This window comes from Paraburkholderia sediminicola (assembly GCF_046027355.1).
Taxonomy (GTDB): Bacteria; Pseudomonadota; Gammaproteobacteria; order Burkholderiales; family Burkholderiaceae; genus Paraburkholderia; species Paraburkholderia sediminicola_B.
Window position 1 is genome coordinate 1 of record NZ_JAQQEK010000053.1, and the last position, 20,356, is coordinate 20,356.

The following is a 20,356-nucleotide window of genomic DNA, read 5'->3' on the forward strand; positions in this document are numbered from 1 at the left end:
CTACCAGAAAATCGCAGCGATTGCCGATGTGGGAACCCCATCGTCGACCAATCGGCAGGTCGCCGTGCTAGGCGGCTTGCGTGTAAAGTTCTGACGAGTTCCAGCACGTTGTGAATTTGGGCGCTCGCGCTGGCCGTTTCACACCATTCGCGAATCCAGATTCCTGATCGGAGCGGATGAGTGTTAAAAGCCGATGCGCGTCTAGTATTGAAGCGTTTCCTTCTGTCGAGGTGAGTGATGAAAGTCATCATCGGCGTCGGGACCACCGGCGATCAGGACGAAACTGACACCGTCGTGTTTCGTCAGTTTGAGTGGCCAGTCTGTGATGTCGGACTGACAGCGACACCCAATAGACGCTGCCTATCGATATTCGATTGGTTCTCTGGTCATTCGGGTCACGCAACTGCGAGAGGTAAGGGGTGGCGGCAGCGGACGACCTGATTCGGTTTGGAGAAAGGCCGCGACGCGTCTGTTTCGGGTTTACCTCCGGCAACACCAACGCGATTGATCTGGCGAGCACGTGTTTGCAAGCCCAATGCCATACCGCACGACACGCCCGACTCGCTGCCAAGCGGATAGGGAATATTTACCAGCGAGGTCCTGAGTACCTCCTCTGGCGGACACTCGCACCTGCGAGTCGCAGATAACCGACGTGAAAAATGATGCTGGGCTCGATCTTGCATAGCAGCTATCAATGACGGCGAGCGAGCACGATCCACAGCAGGAGGCCGTAGGCAATCAGCCAGCCGGCGGTGGCCAGCGTATCGACTCGCATAGTAATGCGAAACGCACACTCCAGGCCGGCCGAGCTATGGGTGCGTACCACGAGTCCAGGTTCTATAGCTGAACGTCGGATCTCGATTAAAAATGCGAGGCAGACATCCCCGACCTTCCCTCTGATTTTCGCCTTCCAGCGGCCGGTGAACCTCGAAAGCTGTCGTTGAGTTCGCCCGGGATCGAAGGGCAGTTCAGGGGTCGGTTGATGCCGATCGCATTGGGCTCTGAGCGGCCAGTTTCAATGGGACGGACTCTCGGCCAAAGACGAAATTCGTCTGCCGCGCGACGCGCTTCGTAGCGCCGCTTAGGACCAGCGAGTCGGTAAACGACTAATCTTGATACCGCCCGCGCGTTCTTCGGGAACACACGGGCATTTTGGTCCGGCGCGTATCGCCAGGCACGAGCACTCACCGAGCGGAAGCGTATGACAGTCCCACCCGATGCATGGTGATTGTGCCCTCGGAGCTTGGATAAGCCCCGTGCCAGGTAAACGGCCTCCTTGTCACCTTCTATCGGGCGGCAAACACCGACACTCCTCCATTGACGAAACCGTTCGCCGCACAGTTCGGGCAGCCGGCCGGCGCTGTGGCGGACGAGTACGGAACAAAAACGAGCCCCGTTGCCGCATCGATTGCGACCGAATGTGCGTTGTTGCCAGTATTCAACCGGGTCACGACGCTTCGCGTACCCGCATCAATGATCGTTAGCACCGGAGTGCAAGGCGACGCCGCCGTGCACGCCCCGTTTGCCGACGCGTTGCCAGATGCTGTCCAGCGGCTCGTTGCGTTGTAATACCGGTTGGTCGGGGCGTCATATTCGAGCTGATCTCCGCCGCCCGCGTTAAGCGACGCGATCTGCGCGCCGCTCGCGCGGTTGAAGATCTGCAACAGGAGCGGCGCACCCGTAGTCGCCTCTCTGCAACCCACGGCGATATCGGTGCCTGGCCCCAGAGCAAGGCCGGTCGGATCGCAGTTTCCTTCGGAATACATAGCGACGCCTGAAAGGGCGGTGTAATTCTGCGTGCCCCCGGGCGGTATTGCGCGAATTGCGGCGCCGGGCAGCCTGACCAGTTCACCGTGTGGATTGGTCGTGCTGCCGTCGACATTCACATAGAAGTTATCGCTCGCCGCATCATATACACAGGCCTCCAGGCCTGCGGTGGGCTTGCCCGCGGTGTCGGTGAAGGTAACCTTGGCAATCACGCTCTGCGTACTGGTGTTGATGAAAGTGGCGAAGGGCGTCGGCTCCTCCGGACTGGAGATCATGAAGATGCCGTGGGTCGCGTCGAGGCAACCTTCGTCTGCTCGCACGCCGGTTGTGCTGACGGGGATGCTGCTGAGCACAGTGCCCACGCCAGGGTCGACGATCTTGACCGAGTTGACGTCGCCAGCGTAGATAAGGCCGCCGACCGGTGTCGCGCCGTCGGGTCCGGATGTGGCACTCGGCCCTGGTCCAAGGCCAGCGAACGCGAGGTTTCCGCTGCCCTGGATCGCTTTCACGAAGGTCTTCGTCGGGATGTCAATTACATCAAGAGAAGCGTTGTTGCGATCGGTAAAATAGTAGCGGCCACCGCTGACCGTTCCGATATCAAATGAAAAATTGACGCCTGCCTTTACGTTCGGCACGGCAATATCCGCAACCAGGCGCGGTCCTGTCTGATTGAGATTGTCGCCACCACAACCGCCCAGCACAGCGAAAGCGCATGCGACCGTAGCCCGCATCCATGTAGACCTTGACATCGTATGTCTCCTGCAGTCGTTATTGACTGATTCGCCGCACTTCAGCACGTGTCTGGACCGACGGTTTCCGGCCACCGATACAGCATATGCAACACACTTGTTGAACGCTCCTATCGTTTTCCCCGGCACCAACCGGCAGAGTAAGCCAAGGGACGTCGTGGTGATCAAGGGATGAAAGCTACTGCAACTACTAAAGCGCGGCCGCCCGGCGGTGATAGGCGACCTTATGGTATTCAAACGTTCCTTCGCACTCCGTTCTGTGCGCGCGCCTGGACGCCCGGTCGAAGCAGAGAGCAGATGCCTTGCAGCGTCCTCAAATCGTCGCCAATTACGGCTGCCGCGCACATAACGTTAGACCGCGATCTGTGTGCGCGAAGAGTGGCGGTTGATAACTATTGGTAACGAGCCGCGAGTCCATAATTCTGGCGGCTGACCTGGCGGCGACGGGCCGCTTTCGAGCAAGGCGACCGGCCGCAGCGGGGCGCATGCCGCCGATAGTGGTCTGCGTATGCCGCTTGCATGAGGCAGTGAGCGGCCACGAACGGTCCTTCATGGTCGTTTGGCGAGCGTCTGTTGATGAGCAACGAGTCGCCAGTCGGCGAAGCGCCGGCGACTGGCGATTCGTCAGGGAGCAGGCTTCCTTTCGAAGCGATGCGTGCGGCAACTGAGACTTCGATGGCCATTTAGGCCGAGGGCTACGACAAATCCATAGGCCTTTGGCGCTGCTGAGATAGAAATTCGCGCTCAGCTTGCTCACTCCCCAATGAGGAAAGGATTCATTCAATCCAGCATTGACCTTCAGGCACCGCTGCCGAATCCGTTTTTCTCAAACACGACCGGAGGCATCGCCGCTTCGTTGACATGCAGACGGAAGATGTCCGGACGCGAGTAGTGACCCGCGACGTCAAAGTCATATTTCGCCCGGGCGAGGTCGTTGAGGTCGAGGTCGGCCACGAGCAAGGCATCCTGCTCAAAGATGGGGCCGGCAATAAGCTCGCCCAGCGGGCCGACGATGCAGCTTCCACCGCTCATCAGCACAGTGGACGGATCGTTGCCCTGGATTGCGGCATAGTCGGTTGGGCAATCCGATCGGCGCAGGCGCTGGCAGGCCGACAACACAAAGCAACGCCCCTCCAAGGCAACATGCTCCATGGATGAAGCCCATGTCGGCCGACTGTCAGCGGTGGGGGCGCAGTAAATCTGAACACCCTTGGTGTACATTGCCATACGCATTAATGGCATGTAGTTTTCCCAGCAAATGACTGCGCCGAGCCTGGCAAACGGCGTGTCGAAAACCGGGAGCGTCGACCCATCGCCATAGCCCCAGATCAGCCTCTCGCCGGCGGTTGGCATCAGCTTGCGATGCTTGCCGAGCAAGCATACCGTCCGGGACCATAAAACAAGGCAGCCGGTCGATCAGCGCCATTCGAACAAAGCAGTGCGCAACCTTCCGAATCTTGGGACGACCCATGCACGACCGCCGCGATTTGCATCAGGTCGCGGCCTGACGTGACGCAGACAGCAAGCGGCGCGACCGGTGGGGCGCGCCGCAGGCCTGCAGGCCCCTTCAGCCGATCTCGATCTTTTGGGTCGCGGGCGCTGGCGCGCCGGTCATGTTGCTGAACGACTGTGGACCGACAAGCGGCAACGCATACGCAAGGCCGCGCCCCTCTGCCTCTTCGCGGTTGTACGAATGGCTACCCTCCCGAGGGAGGTGCCACTCGGCGCGCACTTCACCGCCGCGAACGATCTGAACCAGTGGCAGGTACCGGCATCCCCGTGCGATCGCCTGGACATTCCAGATTAATTTTCTGGCGGGGTATGGGGTGCGGCGTCAGCGGGCTAGTTCAACGCTCCAGCAGACTGAGCTTGTGCTTTACGTCCTTGAACTGATCGGCTTCCGCGAGCGGCGCCTTCGTCTTCGTGATGCCCGGCCAATTGTGGGCGAGCTCTGCATTCAGTCTGATGAAATACTGCTGATCGGCAGGGACATCTTCGGCTGCGTAGATCGCATTCACCGGGCACTCTGCGACGCAGACGGCGCAGTCGATGCATTCGTCGGGATCAATCACCAGGAAGTTCGGACCTTCCCGAAAACAGTCCACCGGGCACACGTCCACGCAATCGGTATAGCGACACCTGATGCAGCTTTCGGTAACAACGTGAGTCATTGAATACCTACGACACGGGTTTTGTGGGCCGTACCGGATTCGAACCAGTGACCAACGGATTAAAAGTCCGCTGCTCTACCTGCTGAGCTAACGACCCGGACTACTTCCATTCATCCCCCTCGCAAGCGCCACGTCGCTGCCCAACGCTAGCCAATATCGATCGTGCGGCTCGCGGATCGCGTCGGCTCCTGTTTTGGCACGGTCAACGTAAGCACGCCCTTGTCGAACTTTGCGAGAGCGTGGTCGGGATCGGCGTTTTCCGGCATCGGGATCGTGCGCGTGAACGCTCCATACGCGCGCTCGAGCCGGTAGCAACCGTCTTCCTCGCTGTGCACATCCTGCTTTTTCTCGCCGCGCAACACCAGCGCTCCGTCCTCGACGCTGACGGTCAGATCCTCCCGCGCCATGCCTGGCAACTCGACGGTCACGCGCAGTATCTTCCCCTCGTCGACCACGTCGATGCGTGGCTGGAAACGCGATGAACTGAAGTCGCCGAACCATCGTTCGAGCGCGCCGCGCGCTGCAAACGGATCGTGAAAGAAATCCTCCATCGCACGCCACGGATCGCGCGAGAAAAGTCGCGGAATGTCAGGCCACCCTCCACGCCCCGGTTCGCTGGCTGGCGGACTTTGCGGACTGTCCTCATCGGGCTTGCGCCCTGATCCGCGGAGAAATTTGAAAGGGTTCCACTTTTTCAGATCGGTGTTCATCGTATGCTCCTCGATGGTCTGGCAGGAGAACCGGATGTCCGTCATTGCGCTCTCACGGCAACGGTTCTGCTGACGTCCTGAGCTGCGCCCCGGGCGGCCGCCGTTGCCTGGCGTCACCGCTCGTGGATATACCGTTTGCAGTCAGCCTGACGGCGGGCGGCGGGACATCGCGCTGTGCCTAAGCGCCCAAGCCATGGCCCGCTACCGGCCCGGCGTGACGCGGCAGATGCCACTCGGCCAGCACCAGGGCATCGCGCCTGATCCTGGCTAGCGCGCCAGATCTATCAGGGACGGGCACAGGCCGCCTGCGAACAGGCGCACCGGCACAGCCCCATGTGCTGATCGTGTATTCGCGCCTCCACGAGCCGGGCGGTGGCGACCTGCGGCCGCCACCGGTTTTTCTCCTGTCGTCGTTACGTGTCTGCCCGGCTCAGTTCGACTGCACCTCGATCCGGCGCGGGCGTGCTTCGTCGCGGCGCGGAATGGTCAGCTTCAGCACGCCGTCCTGCAGGTTCGCGTCGATCTTCGATGTGTCGAAGTCCGGGCTCAGCGAGAACGCCCGCGCGAAATGCGGTTCGCGGATTTCGGCATGCTGCAGCCGAAGACCGGCGGGGGTCGGCACGACCGCTTCACCCTCGATATAAAGATTGCCGTCATGCACCTTCACGTCGAGTTTGTCCCTGGTGACGCCTGGCAAGTCCGCCCACAGCGTGATGCCCTGGCTGTCCTCGAAGATATCGACCGCCGGGGTGAGTGTCATCCGGCGTGCGGGCTGGGCGCCCTCAGGTCGAGTTACCGATTTCTGGTCGCGTTCGGCAACCTGGGTTCTGTCGTTCATGGCTCGCTCCTTGAATGACTGGCGTTACTGGACGGTTACTGGACGGTGATGGCCCGCGGCTTCGACGCTTCGCGTTTGCCGACGGTGATCGAGAGGCAGCCGTTGGTGTAGCGCGCCTGCACCTTGTCGGGGTCGGCGTTCTGCGGCAGTTCGATCACGCGGCGGAACGCGCCGGCAAAGCGCTCCTGTGCGTACGTGCGGGGTTCGTCACGGGTGTCGTCACGGGCTTCCTCTCCGCCGCCGACCTGCGCCGGCTTGCGCTCCCCGCTGATCGTCAGCAGCCCCTTGTCGATCGACACGTCGAGTTCAGCGGCGTTGACACCCGGTGCGAACGCGACGATCTCGATCGAGTCGTCGGTCGTACCGATGTTGACCTGCGGGAAGGCACCGAGACGGCCGGCGCGAATGCTGGACGGGAAGCCGCCGAACAGGCTCGCCATCTGCCGCTGCAGACGGTCGAACTCGCTGAACAGGTCGGTTCCGGAATAGAGATCACTCATGGTCGTATCCTCCTTGACGCAGCATGGAGGCGAACGGGCCTACGCGCTCCAGTCCGCCTGCCAGGCTGCTGGCAAACAAATCGAAACACGCAGCGCGCCTGATACCACTAGCGCGGCTGCCTGAGCGACTTCAAGATAGGCATTACAGTGAAAATTTCAAGGGGGTGGTGGTGAAATTCCGGACTTGAAAATCGCCTGGCGGGTCCTATTATCGCGATGCATTGCAACGGCGAACGGAGGGCATCATGGAATTCGATTCGGACTGGCTCACGCTAGGCAGGCACCGCGTCAGGCTGCGCTCGTCGAGAGGCTTTCCAACTGAAACGATGCGCAGCGTGGCGGAGGTCGTGAGGCTTGCGATCGACAACGACATGAGTGCGCGCGCGCGGCTGGTCGAGATCGTCTTCCAGCAGGAACAGACCTACGATATCGCGGTCGGCACGACCCTGATGGAGGACGGCGTTTGTGCGCCGCAACTGGAAGCGGCGATCGCGCTGCTGCTCGGCCTGCCGCCGGAGCAGGTGAACATTACGGTGACGATCGTGAGTCAGGAGGAAGTCGATCTGCACTTCGGCGTGTATGAGCGCATGCTCGCCGAGAAACTGGGCGTCGTGCCGCCCATCCAGTGATTGTCGGGCGAAAGTGCTGCGCCGCAACGGCAGGCGCCCGCTGCACTTCACAGGCCGCGCCCTGGATCAAAACCGTCAAGCCAGATGGGAGCAGCATCATGAAAAAACGCTCGCATACACTGCTGGCCTCGGCCGTCTTCGTCGCGGGCTCACTACCCGCCGCTGCGGTCCCCATAGAGCCACCCCTGAAAACATTGCCGCTGCAGCAGGACATCTGGATCAGCGGCACCATCCAGCAAGGCAACGGGCAATACGCGCCGGGTGACTACACCACCCTTCTGCTGGACCGGCCGGCGACCTCGCCCTGCAACGACAGGGTCGTGACCGACATCCTGCTGGGGAAGACCGGCGGAACAGACCCGCTGCTCCTGCTACCTTATCTGGGACAGCGGGTCGCCGTGAGAGGTCGCGTCATCTGTCCGGATTCCGGCATCCGGTTCACACCGACGCCGGACTTCGTGTTTCCGGTCTACTGACTGACGACAGGCGCGCGGCGGCCGGATCGATCACCCGGTGTGGGACGTGACAGGTAGTTCCAGGCTCGGTCAGCCCGCGACGACCTGACGTAATGTTTGGGGTCCTGCTGTCCGGGCAAGCGAGGTATAGATGTCCATGTAGTGCTGCGCCATCGTCATCGAGGTGAAGCGGCGCATGAAGACCGCACGAATGTCCGTCCGCGAAAGAGTTTCGAGCCGCTTCACGGCGTCGACGGCCCCTGGCACGTCGTCGACAATATAGCCCGTCACCCCGTGGGCAACCACCTCCGGCACCGAGCCCCGGTTGAACGCAATGACCGGCGTGCCACAGGCCATCGCCTCGATCATCACCAGGCCGAACGGCTCGGACCAGTCGATCGGGAACAGTAGCGCCCGCGCGCCCGAGAGAAATCCGGCTTTCTGCGTGTCATTGATCTCGCCGATAAATTCGACATGTGGGAGCGCCAGCAGCGGCTGGATCACATTCCGGAAGTATGCTTCGTCGGCCCTGTCCACCTTCGCGGCAATCTTCAGGGGCAGACCGGCGCGGGCGGCGATCTCGATGGCGAGGTCGACGCGCTTTTCGGCACAGATCCGCCCGAGGAAAGCCAGATACGGCGCCTGCGTTTGCGTCTGCGGGGTCAGCAGATTTTCCGGCAGGCCGTGATAAACCGTATCGAGCCAGTTCGCACCCGGCAAAGGCATCCGTTGCGAATTGGAAATCGAGACGACGGGCGCCTGTGGGAACATGTCGAACACCGGCTGCAGTTCCGGCAGATCGAGACGACCGTGCAGCGTGGTCACGAACGGCACATCGAGTTGCGAAAACGTCGGGAACGGCAGATAGCTCAGATGGAAGTGCAGAACGTCGAACGTATGGGCCACGCGGCGGACTTTCTCGAGCAGTAGCAGATGCGGCGCAAACGTGTCGCCAATTTCCGGATCGAGCCGCAGCGAGTGCGGCCATGCCGGCTCGAGGCGTGCGCCTGTCTGCGAATCCCCGCTTGCGAACAGGGTGACATCGTGACCCAGGCCGACGAGGGCCTCGGTGAGGTACGACACTACGCGTTCCGTGCCCCCGTACAGCTTCGGCGGAACGGCTTCATGCAATGGGGCGATCTGCGCGATACGCATCTGGCATCTCCATTCAGGTGCTTCGCGCAGACCGCGCGCGGATGAGAGCGCGACGCAACCCTGCTTCAGACGGGCTTTCTGGTCGTGTCCTTGACGGCTTCCTTGACGTCGCCCGCCTTCTTCCGTGTTTCGCCAGCCGCCTGCTGGACATCACCCTTGACTTCCTGTTTCCGGTCGCCCGTTGCGCGGCCGATGGTCTCATTCACCTTGCCTTTGACCTTCTCCGCCACACCCTTTACCTGATCCTTGTTCATGGCCGGCCTCCAATGCAAAACTGGTTCGTGGATGGATTTGCCGCCCGATGCCGGGCAGGCTCAGAATTTGCGCAAACCGCGTGCCTGACCGTGCTGGTGCCGAAGCGCGCCCTGTCGACGACGCAATGCACAAACACCGGTTGCCCGGTCGCTGCAGTGAGGCGCTAACATGGACGATGGGAGCGCGGATATCAGAGAAGATTGCTTTTGCCGCGTCTGAAACGATCACAACTGCAGTCCTGTTGCTTCAGTGCGTTGCGTGTCCGATACATAGCGAGGTTTGATATGAAATACGCAATCATCGTCTGCGCCGTTCTGCTCGTCACCGCGTTTGCCACGGACATCCCGCGGGCTCAGGGGACGGCGCAGTCGATCACTGCGAGCCGCGTCGATGTCGTCCAGGTGGCGTCCGGTTATCGGGCCTCCAAAGTCATCGGGTCGACCGTCTACAACGAAAGCCGGGACGCGATCGGAACGATTGACGATCTGATTGTGAGTCCGAAGGATAACGTGACGTACGCGATCCTGTCGGTCGGCGGCTTTCTCGGCCTCGCTACTCATCTGATCGCGGTGCCCTTTGCCAGGCTGCAGGTCGCCGGCAAAGAGATGCGTTTGCCGGGCGCGACCCGGGATTCCCTGAAGGCGTTACCTGAATTCAGATACGCGTCGCCCTGACCGCGTCGACCCGGCAGTGCAAGGTTGACTACGCATACGGCGGGACCCCGATGACCGGAGGCGCACCCGATCCGGGTCGGGACGCACCGGGTGGCGCTCAGATCTTTAGTCGCGTGACCTTGGTGCCCTCCAGTGAGACACCGGCCATCAGGCCGGCATTGGTCAGCACGAAGGCCTCGACCGGCGCGGTCGCCGTTGACGTATCGATATTGCCGTTCGCCCCGACCTTGACCACGGCGACCGTCGCGTCAACCCCCGCTGCCCAGCCATCACTGTTGCGGAACCGGTCAAGCGCATCCTGCGTCATGAACAGGAAAATGATCGCCTTGGACTGCGCCCCTATCTGCAGGCCAAACGACCCGCCAGCCGTGCTGTAGTAGCCGGCCGTCTGGCCGCCGACGCGCAATGCGCCTTCTCCGTACTGGCCGCCGATCCAGAAGCCGGCCTGGATCACCGACGGGAAGACCAGCACGCCGCGGGCTTTCGCGACGAGTTCGCGCGACCCGTTGGCCGTTGAATACAGGCGCGCCAGCGTCGAATCGACACCGGCATTGATCGACTGACGTTTGTCCGCGTTCCCGGCGGTACTCGACGCAGATTTTGGGGAAGTGGTCGTGCAGCCCGTAAGCCCGAATGTGCCCGCTGCAAGCGCCGCGCTGGTTGTCAGAATAAACTGTCTCCTGTGCATGATTTTCTCCCTGGTTTCAAAGCGAGGTGCGAGGTTTAGGGCACCGTTTTTAGGGCGCCGTTTCGTACTTCGACAACTGGCCTGCCAGACCATCGTCAATCGACCTGGCGCGCGTGGCAGGCTATGCGCGCGCCGCACACAGCCGTCCAACCGTTGCGAGAAAAAGCTGCATCGGGACCGGCTTCTGCAGACAGACATCCCATGCATTGCCTTTTTTCTGTGGGAGCGGCGCGGAGGTATGGACGAAAATCGGCACGCGCGCCAGTTCCGGTTGCGCCCGCATCCGGCGGCACAGTTCGGCCCCGCCCATCAATGGCATCATCCAGTCGGTGACGACGAGATCAGGCACGCGCTGCCTGAGACACTCCAGCGCCTCAGCGCCGTTGCTCGCGCACCGCACGTCATATCCTTCCCCGCTCAGTATGAGATGCCACACCGAGAGGAGGTCAGGCTCATCATCGACGAGCAGGATTGAATACATTCCGGACCCACCTTCGGGTTATGCTTTCTGCAATCTCTCAAATGACAAAGCAAAACGTGTTCCCGCCACTGGATTAACGGATAATGGTGCGCGTCCCGTCCGGCCGTGTTTCCCGATTGGTTTTTCCCGATTAACCGTTCGGTCATCGTGAGGCTGTGAAGGTTCCGGAGACGCCTGCACGTTCGGCGCAGCGGAAGCGCTCACCATCGGCTGTCGAAACATTATTCTGCAAACAACGATCATGACTGACACGCGAGTAGCGCCCCTGCGCGGCTTTGCCGGATTCCTGCGCCAGCAGCGGACCTCCCTGACGGAAAAATGGATGCACGCGGTGGCGGGCGACGCTGGCCTGGTCGAGGCCGACAAGCTGACCTACGATCAGCTCGCCGATCATCTGCCGGAAATCCTGGACGGGATATGTACTGCGCTCGACTCGCAGGATCTTGAACAGGCGGAGCCGGCGATCGAACGAGACGCCCGCACGCATGGAAAGGTCCGCTGGCAACAGGGCTATCGCATCGATGAACTGGTTCACGAACTGGATCTGTTCCGGCACGTGCTGGCGGATGCGGCCGAGACGTTCGCCGAATCGAATGACGCGTTCACGAGGCGCCACGAACGGCGTGCCGGGCGGCTGATCGATGAAGCGCTCGGCTTCGTCACCGTCACGTCGATCCGGGAAGTGGTCACCGGACGCGACCGGAAAATCGATGAATACACCGGCAGTCTGGAGCGGACCAACCATGAACTGACGCTGAAACAGCGACTGGTGCGCGATCTCTACGAGTCGCGCATGCAGATCACCCGCAGTGTGGTGCACGACCTGCGCAACTTCCTGAACGCATTCTCGATCGCGCTGCAACTGATATCCCGCGCCCCATCGAAGGTCGATGCCGGCCTTGCGCTCGCCACCCGGCAGGCGGCGGACATGAAGCAGCTGGTCGACGACATGGTGGAGTACTCGGTCGTGCTGGGCGACAACACGCCGCTCGCCGTCGAGCAGTTCGACCTGCGCGAACTCTTCGATGAACTGGTCACGGCTTGCCGGCCGGGTATCGAGGCGAAACGGTTGCGTCTGTCTACTGTCTTCGACGCCGGCGCGACAAAGGTGCTGTCAAACCGCATCAAGGTGAAACAGGTGGCGCTCAATCTGCTGTCCAACGCAACCAAATACACGAAGGCTGGTGAAATTGAACTGGCGATGGGCAACGCCGGCGAGGATAGCTGGTATCTGCGTGTCGCTGACACCGGTGTTGGCATTGCAGCGCAGGACCAGGGGCGTGTATTTGACGAGTTCGAACGGGCCGCTGGCGACGACATACCGGGCGTGGGCCTCGGGCTGGCGATCGTCAGGGAGCTTTGCCGGGTTCTCGAGGGCCGCATCCATTTCGAGTCCCGCGAGAGCCACGGCACGACCTTCGAAATCCGCTTCCCCGTCGAAAGACGGCAGGCCAGCTAGGGGGCATCTCGGGAAAGGAGAAGCCTGGCCGGGTACGGCCGACCGTCGACCCGCCGGGCATGGCATTGATTTTCATGCCCGGCGAACGGCAAGCGAGACGGGGCGCAGGGAAGCAAGCTCCTGCTCGAACCCCTGCGCCGCGGTGCGGCTCCCCGTCGCGAATGAGACACGTGTGAAGGTGCCAGTGACGTCGGCTTCCGGGAGGGCAGTTGTGTCCTCATCGACGAATGGGGTCGGGCCTTCAGGATCAGGCCCGGCGTTCTCCAGGCCGCCGAGGTGTTCGCCGTGCGCCGCCTATTTCCCCCGCCGCGCGTCCTGCACCTCTGGCCAACCCGGTTGTGGTGTCTCCGGTCTGCCGCTCCGGGTTATCACGATGTCATCGCGTGACACGCCCAGCGCCATCGCTCTGCCACCCGCGAATCTGCGAAGGGCGCCGTGACAACAAACATATCGGTTCTCCGCCTCCATTGATCCGCCGGACTCGGGCATCGCCCGGTCGCATCCCGGCTCCTGTCATAAAACAAGATTACACCCGGCGCAACGGTTCTGGCAGGCCGGCGTCAAGCACGGCACGATACGCCATCAGTCAGCCCAGCCCTTCATGCCGATAGCACCGGCCTCGAACCGTGCGACACCTCCGATGTTTTCGTCCACACGCCACTGACGCCGCGTTGAGCACGCCCGCAAACACACCGCATACCGGTTGGACCGCTTCCTACCCGGTACGAAACGGCTTTGGCGGGGTATCCTGGCTACCTCGACCGAGGCGCTCGTATTCGGCGATGACCTGAGCCCCGAGCAACAGCAGCGTCGCCGCAATTTCGAGGCTGAGCAGGACGACGATCGCGGTCGTGAATGATCCGTAGACGACGCCGACCCTGGACAGGGTGGCGAAATACCACACCAGCAGATGCCGGGTGATCTCCCAGAACAGCGTCGCCAGGGCAGCGCCGATCAGCGCGAGCCGCACCGATGGCCGGCCGACTGGCATGACCAGATACAGCGAGGTGAGCACGAAGATTTCGCCGCCCACGCCGAGCAGATACAGGAGCGCGCCCGAAATGCCCCCGAGCGACCAGCGGTGGCCCAGAAAACTGACGCTTTCCGCGCCGATCACCTGCAGGCTGCCGGCAACGAGTGTCACTACCAGCAGTCCGAGTCCCAGAAACAGGATGCAGCAGTACGGCAGGACGGCGGAGACGAGAAAGCGGCGCCGCCGGACCACTACCCGGTGAACGAAAATCACCGACATTGCATTTTCCAGCACGCTAAAGGCGAGCGAGCTGAAAAAGAGCATCGTCACCGCCAGCGCCCACCCTAGTACTTCGCGATGCTCAAGAAAGTGGGCCAGCTCAGCGATGATCGGTTTTGACTGGCCGGGCACCAGCCACTCGAGGTAGCGGCCGAGCGTATCGAGCAGTTCCGCTGGATCAATCACGCTGGACAGCGCGATAACGATCAGGATGAGCAGCGGCACGATCGACAGCAACGCATAGTAGGCAACCGCGCCGGCCAGGAGCAGCCCCTGGTTCGCGCGAAACGCTCTCAGTGTCTGTGCAGCGAAGGCACCTGGGTGCCTGAGTATTTGCTGGGCGGGGTGACCAATCATGCGCATGTCGGGCTGCCTGAGAGGATGGATGAACGGGCTTATCTTCACGGTGTTGCCCTGCGGGACAACCCGGACCCGAATCCGGGTTGTATCGTCTTTCCTTCACTTCCATCACTTTAGGGACGATCACAACGACCGGGATGGCGTTCGTTTCGCGCAGGTGTGAAGCGCGAGTCACGGTCAGATGAACCGGTGCAGCCTGACCAGGCTCCTTCTGCCCTGCGGCGTGTTTGCTGGCAAACCCGCGCCCAACCGCACATCCGGGACAACGAAACGGACCCGCAGCGATGTCCACCGCGGAGGGCGACGCGACCATTTGTTAGCTGACGCCGCAGCGTGTCGATATGGCAGGGCTCGCAGACTTCGTTCCCGGCTCGGCCGGCAAAGCACAGGATGGGTGAGCACGCTAGATCTGAAGTGCGGGTTGCCTGCAGCGAATGCTGGTGCCGATGCGCAGGAACGCGAGAAAGGAGTTCAGTCCAGGGGGAGCGATACGTGGCCCCAGATCAATCCCGGGCGACGGAATAATCGGTTCACCGGTTGGCGGCGTGAGCGGCTCGGGCAGCAACCGCCGTTTTACCGATGCGGTAATTTGGGTTGCGGGTCCAGGTAACCGCTGAACAATTTGCCGGCCGAATTCAGCGTGACGTTTCGACGTGCGGGCAATCCGTATTCGCAGCTGACCAACCCTTGTCCTGGCAAAGTGCCGATTCACCCGGGACGCTGATTCCGATAACATAGGTCATGACGATCAGGCACTGGCCACGCACGGCCAAAGGCGCGCTTCCGATGTCTTACCCGCAGACCCCGCCGCTTTCTTTAACAGCCCCGATCAGTTCAGGTTTCATCATTGGCATGCTTGCGTTACTGCTCGGCGCAGTGACGGGCTGTACCGTCACCCCTCCCTCGAAACCTCTGTTCAGCCTGCCTGCGACAGCCCCATCGCAGCGGTTGGATACGGCAGCGCTCGAGCAGTACAGGCTGCGCGTGGCCCAACGCATTCTCGAACGCAGCCCATCATTCGTGCTGCACGGGACGCCGCAGGCCATGCTGCGCTCGGTCGTGGTGGTCGCATTCATCGTAGACGCTAATGGGCAGGTCGTGTCGTCTTCAGTCTACCGGTCGAACGGTGACAGTGGCGCCGAACGCACCGCTCTCGCGGCGCTGCGTCGGGCAGCGCCGTTACCGCAACCGCCGCCGGATCTTCTCGATGGGCGCGGCCATCTGGAACTGCTTGAAGACTGGCTCTTCAACAACAACGGAAAATTCCAGCTGCGCGAGTTCGCCTCGCCGCAGGCGACGACCATTGATTGACGGGGGAACCGTTTCGCGGCCGCGCTGCGTCGACGCGAATGCGTTACTGGCTATTGGTCTGGCAGTCCATGTAGTGCAGGGCACACCACGACGATAGACCAGGACCCGCATCACGTCGCCGGTCGCCTTTCGTCGGCCGCGCAAGTTTCTGATTCCGGGCGTGAGGTTTGCTGCAATGACGGTGTGGTTACGCGGGGTCAACTGCCCGGTCGGGCGACGTTGTGGGCCGCCGCCCATCCAACCGATCCTCGGGAGATTCACATGGATCGCACCGAATATTCCGTCAATGCCGGCAGGGGCCACCCCTGCTTCCAGTCCCGGTTGCTACGCGTGTTGCTCACCCTGCTTGCGGTCGCGTGTGTGTCGTGCGGCGGTGGCGGCGGAACGACAGTCGATGCGGGAACAACCGGGGGAGGCGGCACCGGAGGGGCGGGAAGTTCGGGCGGTGGCACCGGCGGTTCTGGAGGCGGAGGCCCCGGTACCGGCAGCAGTTCCGGTAACCCCGTCGCATCGACCGACGTACTGACCTACCACAATGACCTGGCGCGCACGGGCCAATACCTTGTCGAAACTTCCCTCACGCCGGCCAACGTCAACGCGTCAGGCTTCGGCAAGATCGCCTTTCTGCAAGCGGACGGCAAGGTCGATGCGCAGCCGCTTTACGTCAGCAACCTTAGCATCGGCGGGGTGGCCCACAATGTCGTCTATGTCGTCAGCGAACATGGCAGTGTCTACGCGTTCGACGCAGACACCAGCGCGCAGCTATGGCAACGCTCGCTGCTCGGCGCCGGCGAAACCACGAGCGACGACCGGCACTGCGGGCAGATCACACCGGAGATCGGCATTACCGCCACGCCCGTCATCGATCGAGCCCGCGGCGCGAACGGCATGCTCTACGCGGTCGCAATGAGCAAGGATGCGGGTGGCGGCATCCACCAGCGACTGCACGCGGTCGACCTCGCGACGGGTGCCGAGATGCTGGGCGGCCCGACGCAGATCGCGGCGACCTATCCCGGCACCGGCGCGAACAGCACCAACGGCGTCACTGTCTTCGACCCGCAGCAGTACGCGGAGCGGCAGGCACTGGCGCTCGTCAATGGCAACGTCTATCTCGGCTGGACTTCTCACTGTGATCAGGGGACTTATGGCGGCTGGGTGATGGCCTACGACGCCCAGACGCTCATGCAGACCGGCGCACTGAATCTGACGCCCAACGGCAGCGAAGGCTCTATCTGGATGAGCGGCGCCGGAATGGCGTCGGACGGCACCTCGCTCTACCTGCTCGACGCAAACGGCACCTTCGACCCGACGCTGAACGCGCATGGTTTCCCGGCGAACGGCGACTACGGCAACGCGTTCCTCAGGCTGTCGACATCGCCGCAGCTCGCGGTGGCCGACTACTTCGCAACCTTCGACACGATTGCCCAGTCCGCGCAGGATGCGGACCTTGGTTCCGGTGGCGCGCTGGTGCTGCCGGACCTGGCCGATGCGAGCGGCGCGATCCGCCATCTGGCGCTGGGTGCCGGCAAGGACTCAAAAATCTATGTGGTCAATCGCGATGCGATGGGCAGGTTCAATACCAGTGCGAACCTGATCTGGCAGGAAGTCGATGGCCAGTTGCCTGGGGGCGTCTTCGGCATGCCAGCGTACTACAACAACGTCGTGTACTTCGGCGCGGTCGGCGACAATCTCAAGGCCTTTCCCCTGAGCGCCGCACGACTTGCGACGACGCCGTCGTCGCACAGCCCTGGCACCTTCCCCTATCCGGGCGCGACGCCGAGCATCTCGGCCAGCGGCGCGACGAACGGCATCGTCTGGGCGGCGGAGAACGGGGCCACGGGCGGCCTGCATGCCTTCGACGCAGGCGACCTCGGTCGGGAGCTATACGACAGTACCCGGGCCGGTGCGCGCGACGCGTTCGGTGCGGGCAACAAGTTCATCACGCCGATGATCGCGCACGGTCACGTGTATGTCGGCGCGACGAATGGCGTCGCGGTATTTGGGCTGTTGCACTGAAACCCGGGGATTGCCGTCAGTGAGACCCGGTTTCCGGATCACGGCGCCCGGTGAGCCCAGCCACACGCATCCGATGTAAAGGTTCTGGTGGACGCGGAATCGCTGCGGCAGGAACCGAATGGGCTGATCAGCGTCTGGACGAAGACGTTCTACGCGTCGCCACAGAGTGCGATCGGGACACAGTATGCGGCGGACGTGACACTCTTCGTACTGGACTGCGCAAGCCACCGGTACGGCATCGCAGGAGGCAGATACCTTGACGCCTCTGGAAACGTGCTCCAAGTTCCGCGAACCCGTTGGCGAACTTCAGCCGATTCTCGCCGCAAACAAGACTGACGCAGTATGCGCCAGCCCAGATCAACCGGAGTCAGTGTAGCTTCCGTAATTTCCCTGGGGCTACTCAAGAATCTTCAGCATGGGCGCGGTGCTTGATCCAGCAGGCAACTAATCAGGCTGCGGCTGATTTGAAAAGGGCGTTTATGAGCCGATAACTTCCACTGCCGCCAGGCGCCTCGCGCTGCTGGGGCACGGACGCCCGAGCGTGTGCGCTGCGGTCCGCATCCGATGCGGTTGACTAGTCCGCAAAACGCTAACTTTTGGCGTTTGCGGAACGGCGGCGGCGTAACAAGATTTAATTCAATGACCACTTGCCAGCTGGTCTCTCGAATGCATCGCTCAACTTGTGCGACAACAGGGGAAATGCATGGCTCAGGCGGCACGCTATGACTGGAGAGCAATGTTCGACACCTGCATCGGCGGCAGCCCGGCTCTCGCTGCGAAAGCGAACGACCTGCCGCGTATCAACGTGATGCCATGTGCCCTCGTATATATCGACACGCAAGGCAAAGGGAAGCCCTAACTGCACCCGTGTTGACCCCTTCTGCTACGTCGAACAGGCGATAACGTTAAACCGGAGCCTGCTCGCTGCCGGGATGCCCACGCTCACCATTGTCACGAATGCACGCCGCGAGATACAGCGCTATCTCGCCAACGTCGATGCGTCGGCGCGCCCGAAGTTGCGCGACCTGGCACCGTCATTGACGCTGCCCAGAACGACCCGCTTTTATGCGGCCCACTTCAAGCTCGATCTTCTGGAACAGATCGGCACATCCGTGGGCGCCGGGACGCTGGTTCTGCTTCTCGACACGGATATGGTCGCGTTACGACAGCTTGATCAGGACGTATTGCGGCGCTGCTACAGCAGTGGTGCGGGGGCCTTCGACATCTCCGACCAGGAATTTTTTGCGTATGGAGCGGCGCGCGTCGTTTGCGATCTCGAAATCGTGGCGGGAAAGCGCCTGAACAACCCGCGGTGGTTTGGGGGCGAGTGCCTTCTTGTTTCAGCAACCTTCATCCAGGTGCTGATGCCTCGTGCGCGCGAGTGCTTTGAACGTTATACCCTCGCAATGCACAGGCTCAATCACAACGGCGACGAAGCATTTATTTCCGCAGCGCTCAACCTTCTAGCCGACAGCGGGCATCAGATCATCGACGTCGGGTCATATCAGTTGGTCGGTCGCCACTGGTCCGGAAATACTCACAGGGACCTTCGGTTTGAGATTTTCCCCTGACGCGGGAATCCTCTCCTCTCCTCTCCTCTCCTCTCCTCTCCTCTCCTCTCCTCTCCTCTCCTCGCCTCTCCTCGCGCCTCGCCTGCAAGCGCCGCGCGCAGTACCGTCCTTTCACGGACGCTCGCATCGGCCGGGCTAACCGCTGCATAGCCGGTCGATGCTATTCATCAGAACCCGCGACGTCGTGGGCGTTGCCTGCCAAAGTGTGCGCACCAGCCGAGATGTGCAAGCAACGGCTGGTAGAAGTTAATGTAGTTCAAGCCGCAAATCGAAGACACGTTATGGCGCCAACGTAACGAAACGCTATGAAGCGGGACAGCGCGGCAGAACGACGAAGAAGTTGCATGAACGTGTCGTCAAGATGGCACCGGCGATGTATGTCCGGAGGCGCGCTTGCCGCAGGTCGCTCGAGGGTCAATTGTCCGGCTGGGCGACGACCGTGAATTTGCTGAGGAGCGACGGGCCAAATGTATTGCTGATTGCGACATCGGCAGCATCGCGGCCCCGCGCCATCAGAATTCGTCCCGTACGCGGCGCGTTGTTACGCGGGTCGAAAGTCTCCCAGCTGTTGCCTAGATACGCCTCGAACCATGCGCAGAAATCCATCGGCGCGTAGGGAGGTGGAAGACCCACATCGCTGATATAACCCGTGCAGTAGCGTGCCGGAATGTTCATCGCGCGGCACAACGCGACGGCCAGGTGCGCGTAGTCGCGGCAGACGCCCGCGCCGTCCTGCCACGTCTGCCACGCCGTTTTCGTCGGGCGTGCGCAGTTGTAGTCGAAGCGGACATGGTTGTGCACGAAGTCGCAAATCGCCTGCACGCGACTACGTCCGAGCGGCGTATGGCCGAACAGTTGCCACGCGGTCCCGGAGAGCAGATCCGTTTCACAGTAGCGGCTGCCGAGCAGGAACATCATGCATTCGTCGGGGAGTTCTTCGATCGCATGTTGATAGCCGATGGCGCCTGGTTGTTCGTGATTCGGCGGCACCTCGAATACACCGCGCGCCGACAGCGTCAGCACGCCTGGCGGGGCCATGAGGCGCGTGCAGAGGTTGCCGAACGCATCCTGATACTGGCGTAATGGAACCCACGGTTGAGTGTTGATGTGATCCGGAACGAGCATCTCCTGCGCACGGGAATAGTGCGTGTTCAGCATCAGAAGCATCGGCGTTGGTTGCGGACACTCGTACACCAACTCGTAACCCACGCGAAGTCTCATTCCATCACCTTTATCGGCGGCACTGCGGCGCCTGACTGACGTCTTGACGAAAGCGGGAGCAACGACCGTTCCCGAGGCGGGGAACCGCAACGCC

The 20,356-nt window shown here is 61.9% G+C and carries 19 protein-coding genes, 1 tRNA gene and 2 pseudogenes; 9 read left to right on the top strand and 13 right to left on the bottom strand.

Translation table 11 applies throughout. From position 1 onward, the window contains the following. Nucleotides 1–1,286: 1,286 nt before the first annotated feature. The 7 genes and pseudogenes from PQR42_RS42665 to PQR42_RS42695 form a co-directional block, all read right to left on the bottom strand. Nucleotides 1,287–2,516, bottom strand: a complete 1,230-nt coding sequence (locus tag PQR42_RS42665; protein ID WP_408495648.1) for a YncE family protein — start codon at nt 2,514–2,516, stop codon at nt 1,287–1,289. 798 nt (nt 2,517–3,314) lie between these two features. Further along, nucleotides 3,315–3,893 (bottom strand): annotated as a pseudogene (locus PQR42_RS42670) (nitrilase-related carbon-nitrogen hydrolase); the annotation flags it as partial. 470 nt (nt 3,894–4,363) lie between these two features. Then, nucleotides 4,364–4,687, bottom strand: coding sequence for a ferredoxin FdxA (gene fdxA, locus PQR42_RS42675; protein WP_408495650.1), 324 nt, complete (start codon nt 4,685–4,687; stop codon nt 4,364–4,366). A gap of 24 nt (nt 4,688–4,711) precedes the next feature. Then, nucleotides 4,712–4,784 (bottom strand) — tRNA-Lys (locus PQR42_RS42680). Between the two features lie 49 nt (nt 4,785–4,833). Beyond that, nucleotides 4,834–5,397 carry an Hsp20/alpha crystallin family protein gene (locus tag PQR42_RS42685; RefSeq protein WP_408495652.1) on the bottom strand — a complete coding sequence of 188 codons (564 nt, stop codon included), beginning with the start codon at nt 5,395–5,397 and terminating at the stop codon, nt 4,834–4,836. A 430-nt stretch (nt 5,398–5,827) separates the two neighbouring features. Then, on the bottom strand, nt 5,828–6,235 hold the full coding sequence (locus tag PQR42_RS42690) for an Hsp20/alpha crystallin family protein (protein WP_408449913.1): 408 nt from the start codon (nt 6,233–6,235) through the stop codon (nt 5,828–5,830). Between the two features lie 35 nt (nt 6,236–6,270). Further along, the gene (locus PQR42_RS42695) at nt 6,271–6,735 is read right to left on the bottom strand and encodes an Hsp20/alpha crystallin family protein (RefSeq protein WP_408449914.1); all 465 of its coding nucleotides are present in this window, start codon (nt 6,733–6,735) and stop codon (nt 6,271–6,273) included. A gap of 245 nt (nt 6,736–6,980) precedes the next feature. Between PQR42_RS42695 and PQR42_RS42700 the strand changes: the two genes are divergently transcribed. Both PQR42_RS42700 and PQR42_RS42705 read left to right on the top strand, forming a co-directional pair. Then, entirely contained in the window at nt 6,981–7,364 is a 384-nt protein-coding gene (locus tag PQR42_RS42700; protein ID WP_408495654.1) for a hypothetical protein, read from the top strand. Between the two features lie 98 nt (nt 7,365–7,462). Beyond that, nucleotides 7,463–7,840, top strand: coding sequence for a hypothetical protein (locus tag PQR42_RS42705; RefSeq protein ID WP_408495656.1), 378 nt, complete (start codon nt 7,463–7,465; stop codon nt 7,838–7,840). A 69-nt stretch (nt 7,841–7,909) separates the two neighbouring features. Here PQR42_RS42705 and PQR42_RS42710 read toward each other — a convergent pair whose 3' ends face one another. Next, the gene (locus PQR42_RS42710) at nt 7,910–8,974 is read right to left on the bottom strand and encodes a glycosyltransferase family 4 protein (RefSeq protein WP_408495658.1); all 1,065 of its coding nucleotides are present in this window, start codon (nt 8,972–8,974) and stop codon (nt 7,910–7,912) included. A gap of 65 nt (nt 8,975–9,039) precedes the next feature. After that, nucleotides 9,040–9,228 carry a CsbD family protein gene (locus PQR42_RS42715; RefSeq protein ID WP_103154129.1) on the bottom strand — a complete coding sequence of 63 codons (189 nt, stop codon included), beginning with the start codon at nt 9,226–9,228 and terminating at the stop codon, nt 9,040–9,042. 285 nt (nt 9,229–9,513) lie between these two features. Between PQR42_RS42715 and PQR42_RS42720 the strand changes: the two genes are divergently transcribed. Beyond that, on the top strand, nt 9,514–9,903 hold the full coding sequence (locus PQR42_RS42720; protein ID WP_408495660.1) for a PRC-barrel domain-containing protein: 390 nt from the start codon (nt 9,514–9,516) through the stop codon (nt 9,901–9,903). A gap of 97 nt (nt 9,904–10,000) precedes the next feature. On the opposite strand, the gene PQR42_RS42725 is transcribed toward PQR42_RS42720, so the two are convergent. Continuing rightward, nucleotides 10,001–10,591, bottom strand: coding sequence for a BPSL1445 family SYLF domain-containing lipoprotein (locus tag PQR42_RS42725; protein WP_408495695.1), 591 nt, complete (start codon nt 10,589–10,591; stop codon nt 10,001–10,003). A 121-nt stretch (nt 10,592–10,712) separates the two neighbouring features. Continuing rightward, complete coding sequence (locus PQR42_RS42730; protein ID WP_408495662.1) at nt 10,713–11,072, bottom strand: response regulator; 360 nt, start codon at nt 11,070–11,072, stop codon at nt 10,713–10,715. Between the two features lie 241 nt (nt 11,073–11,313). Here PQR42_RS42730 and PQR42_RS42735 point away from each other — a divergent pair, with 241 nt between their 5' ends. Further along, on the top strand, nt 11,314–12,531 hold the full coding sequence (locus tag PQR42_RS42735; protein WP_408495664.1) for a sensor histidine kinase: 1,218 nt from the start codon (nt 11,314–11,316) through the stop codon (nt 12,529–12,531). 715 nt (nt 12,532–13,246) lie between these two features. Here the strand turns inward: PQR42_RS42735 and PQR42_RS42740 are convergent. Beyond that, the gene (locus PQR42_RS42740) at nt 13,247–14,140 is read right to left on the bottom strand and encodes a YihY/virulence factor BrkB family protein (RefSeq protein WP_408495666.1); all 894 of its coding nucleotides are present in this window, start codon (nt 14,138–14,140) and stop codon (nt 13,247–13,249) included. A gap of 855 nt (nt 14,141–14,995) precedes the next feature. On the opposite strand from PQR42_RS42740, the gene PQR42_RS42745 reads away from it, so the two are divergent. The 5 genes and pseudogenes from PQR42_RS42745 (at nt 14,996) to PQR42_RS42765 (ending at nt 19,041) form a co-directional block, all read left to right on the top strand. Beyond that, the gene (locus PQR42_RS42745) at nt 14,996–15,454 is read left to right on the top strand and encodes a TonB family protein (RefSeq protein ID WP_408495697.1); all 459 of its coding nucleotides are present in this window, start codon (nt 14,996–14,998) and stop codon (nt 15,452–15,454) included. A gap of 261 nt (nt 15,455–15,715) precedes the next feature. Then, nucleotides 15,716–17,470, top strand: a complete 1,755-nt coding sequence (locus PQR42_RS42750; RefSeq protein WP_408495668.1) for a pyrrolo-quinoline quinone — start codon at nt 15,716–15,718, stop codon at nt 17,468–17,470. A gap of 81 nt (nt 17,471–17,551) precedes the next feature. Continuing rightward, nucleotides 17,552–17,806 (top strand): annotated as a pseudogene (locus PQR42_RS42755) (hypothetical protein); the annotation flags it as partial. A 367-nt stretch (nt 17,807–18,173) separates the two neighbouring features. Further along, nucleotides 18,174–18,329, top strand: coding sequence for a hypothetical protein (locus PQR42_RS42760; RefSeq protein ID WP_408495670.1), 156 nt, complete (start codon nt 18,174–18,176; stop codon nt 18,327–18,329). 73 nt (nt 18,330–18,402) lie between these two features. Then, a complete protein-coding gene (locus PQR42_RS42765) occupies nt 18,403–19,041 on the top strand; it encodes a hypothetical protein (protein WP_408495672.1) in 639 nt (212 codons plus the stop codon). A 414-nt stretch (nt 19,042–19,455) separates the two neighbouring features. On the opposite strand, the gene PQR42_RS42770 is transcribed toward PQR42_RS42765, so the two are convergent. After that, a complete protein-coding gene (locus PQR42_RS42770; protein ID WP_408495674.1) occupies nt 19,456–20,262 on the bottom strand; it encodes a transglutaminase-like domain-containing protein in 807 nt (268 codons plus the stop codon). Nucleotides 20,263–20,356 lie beyond the last annotated feature (94 nt).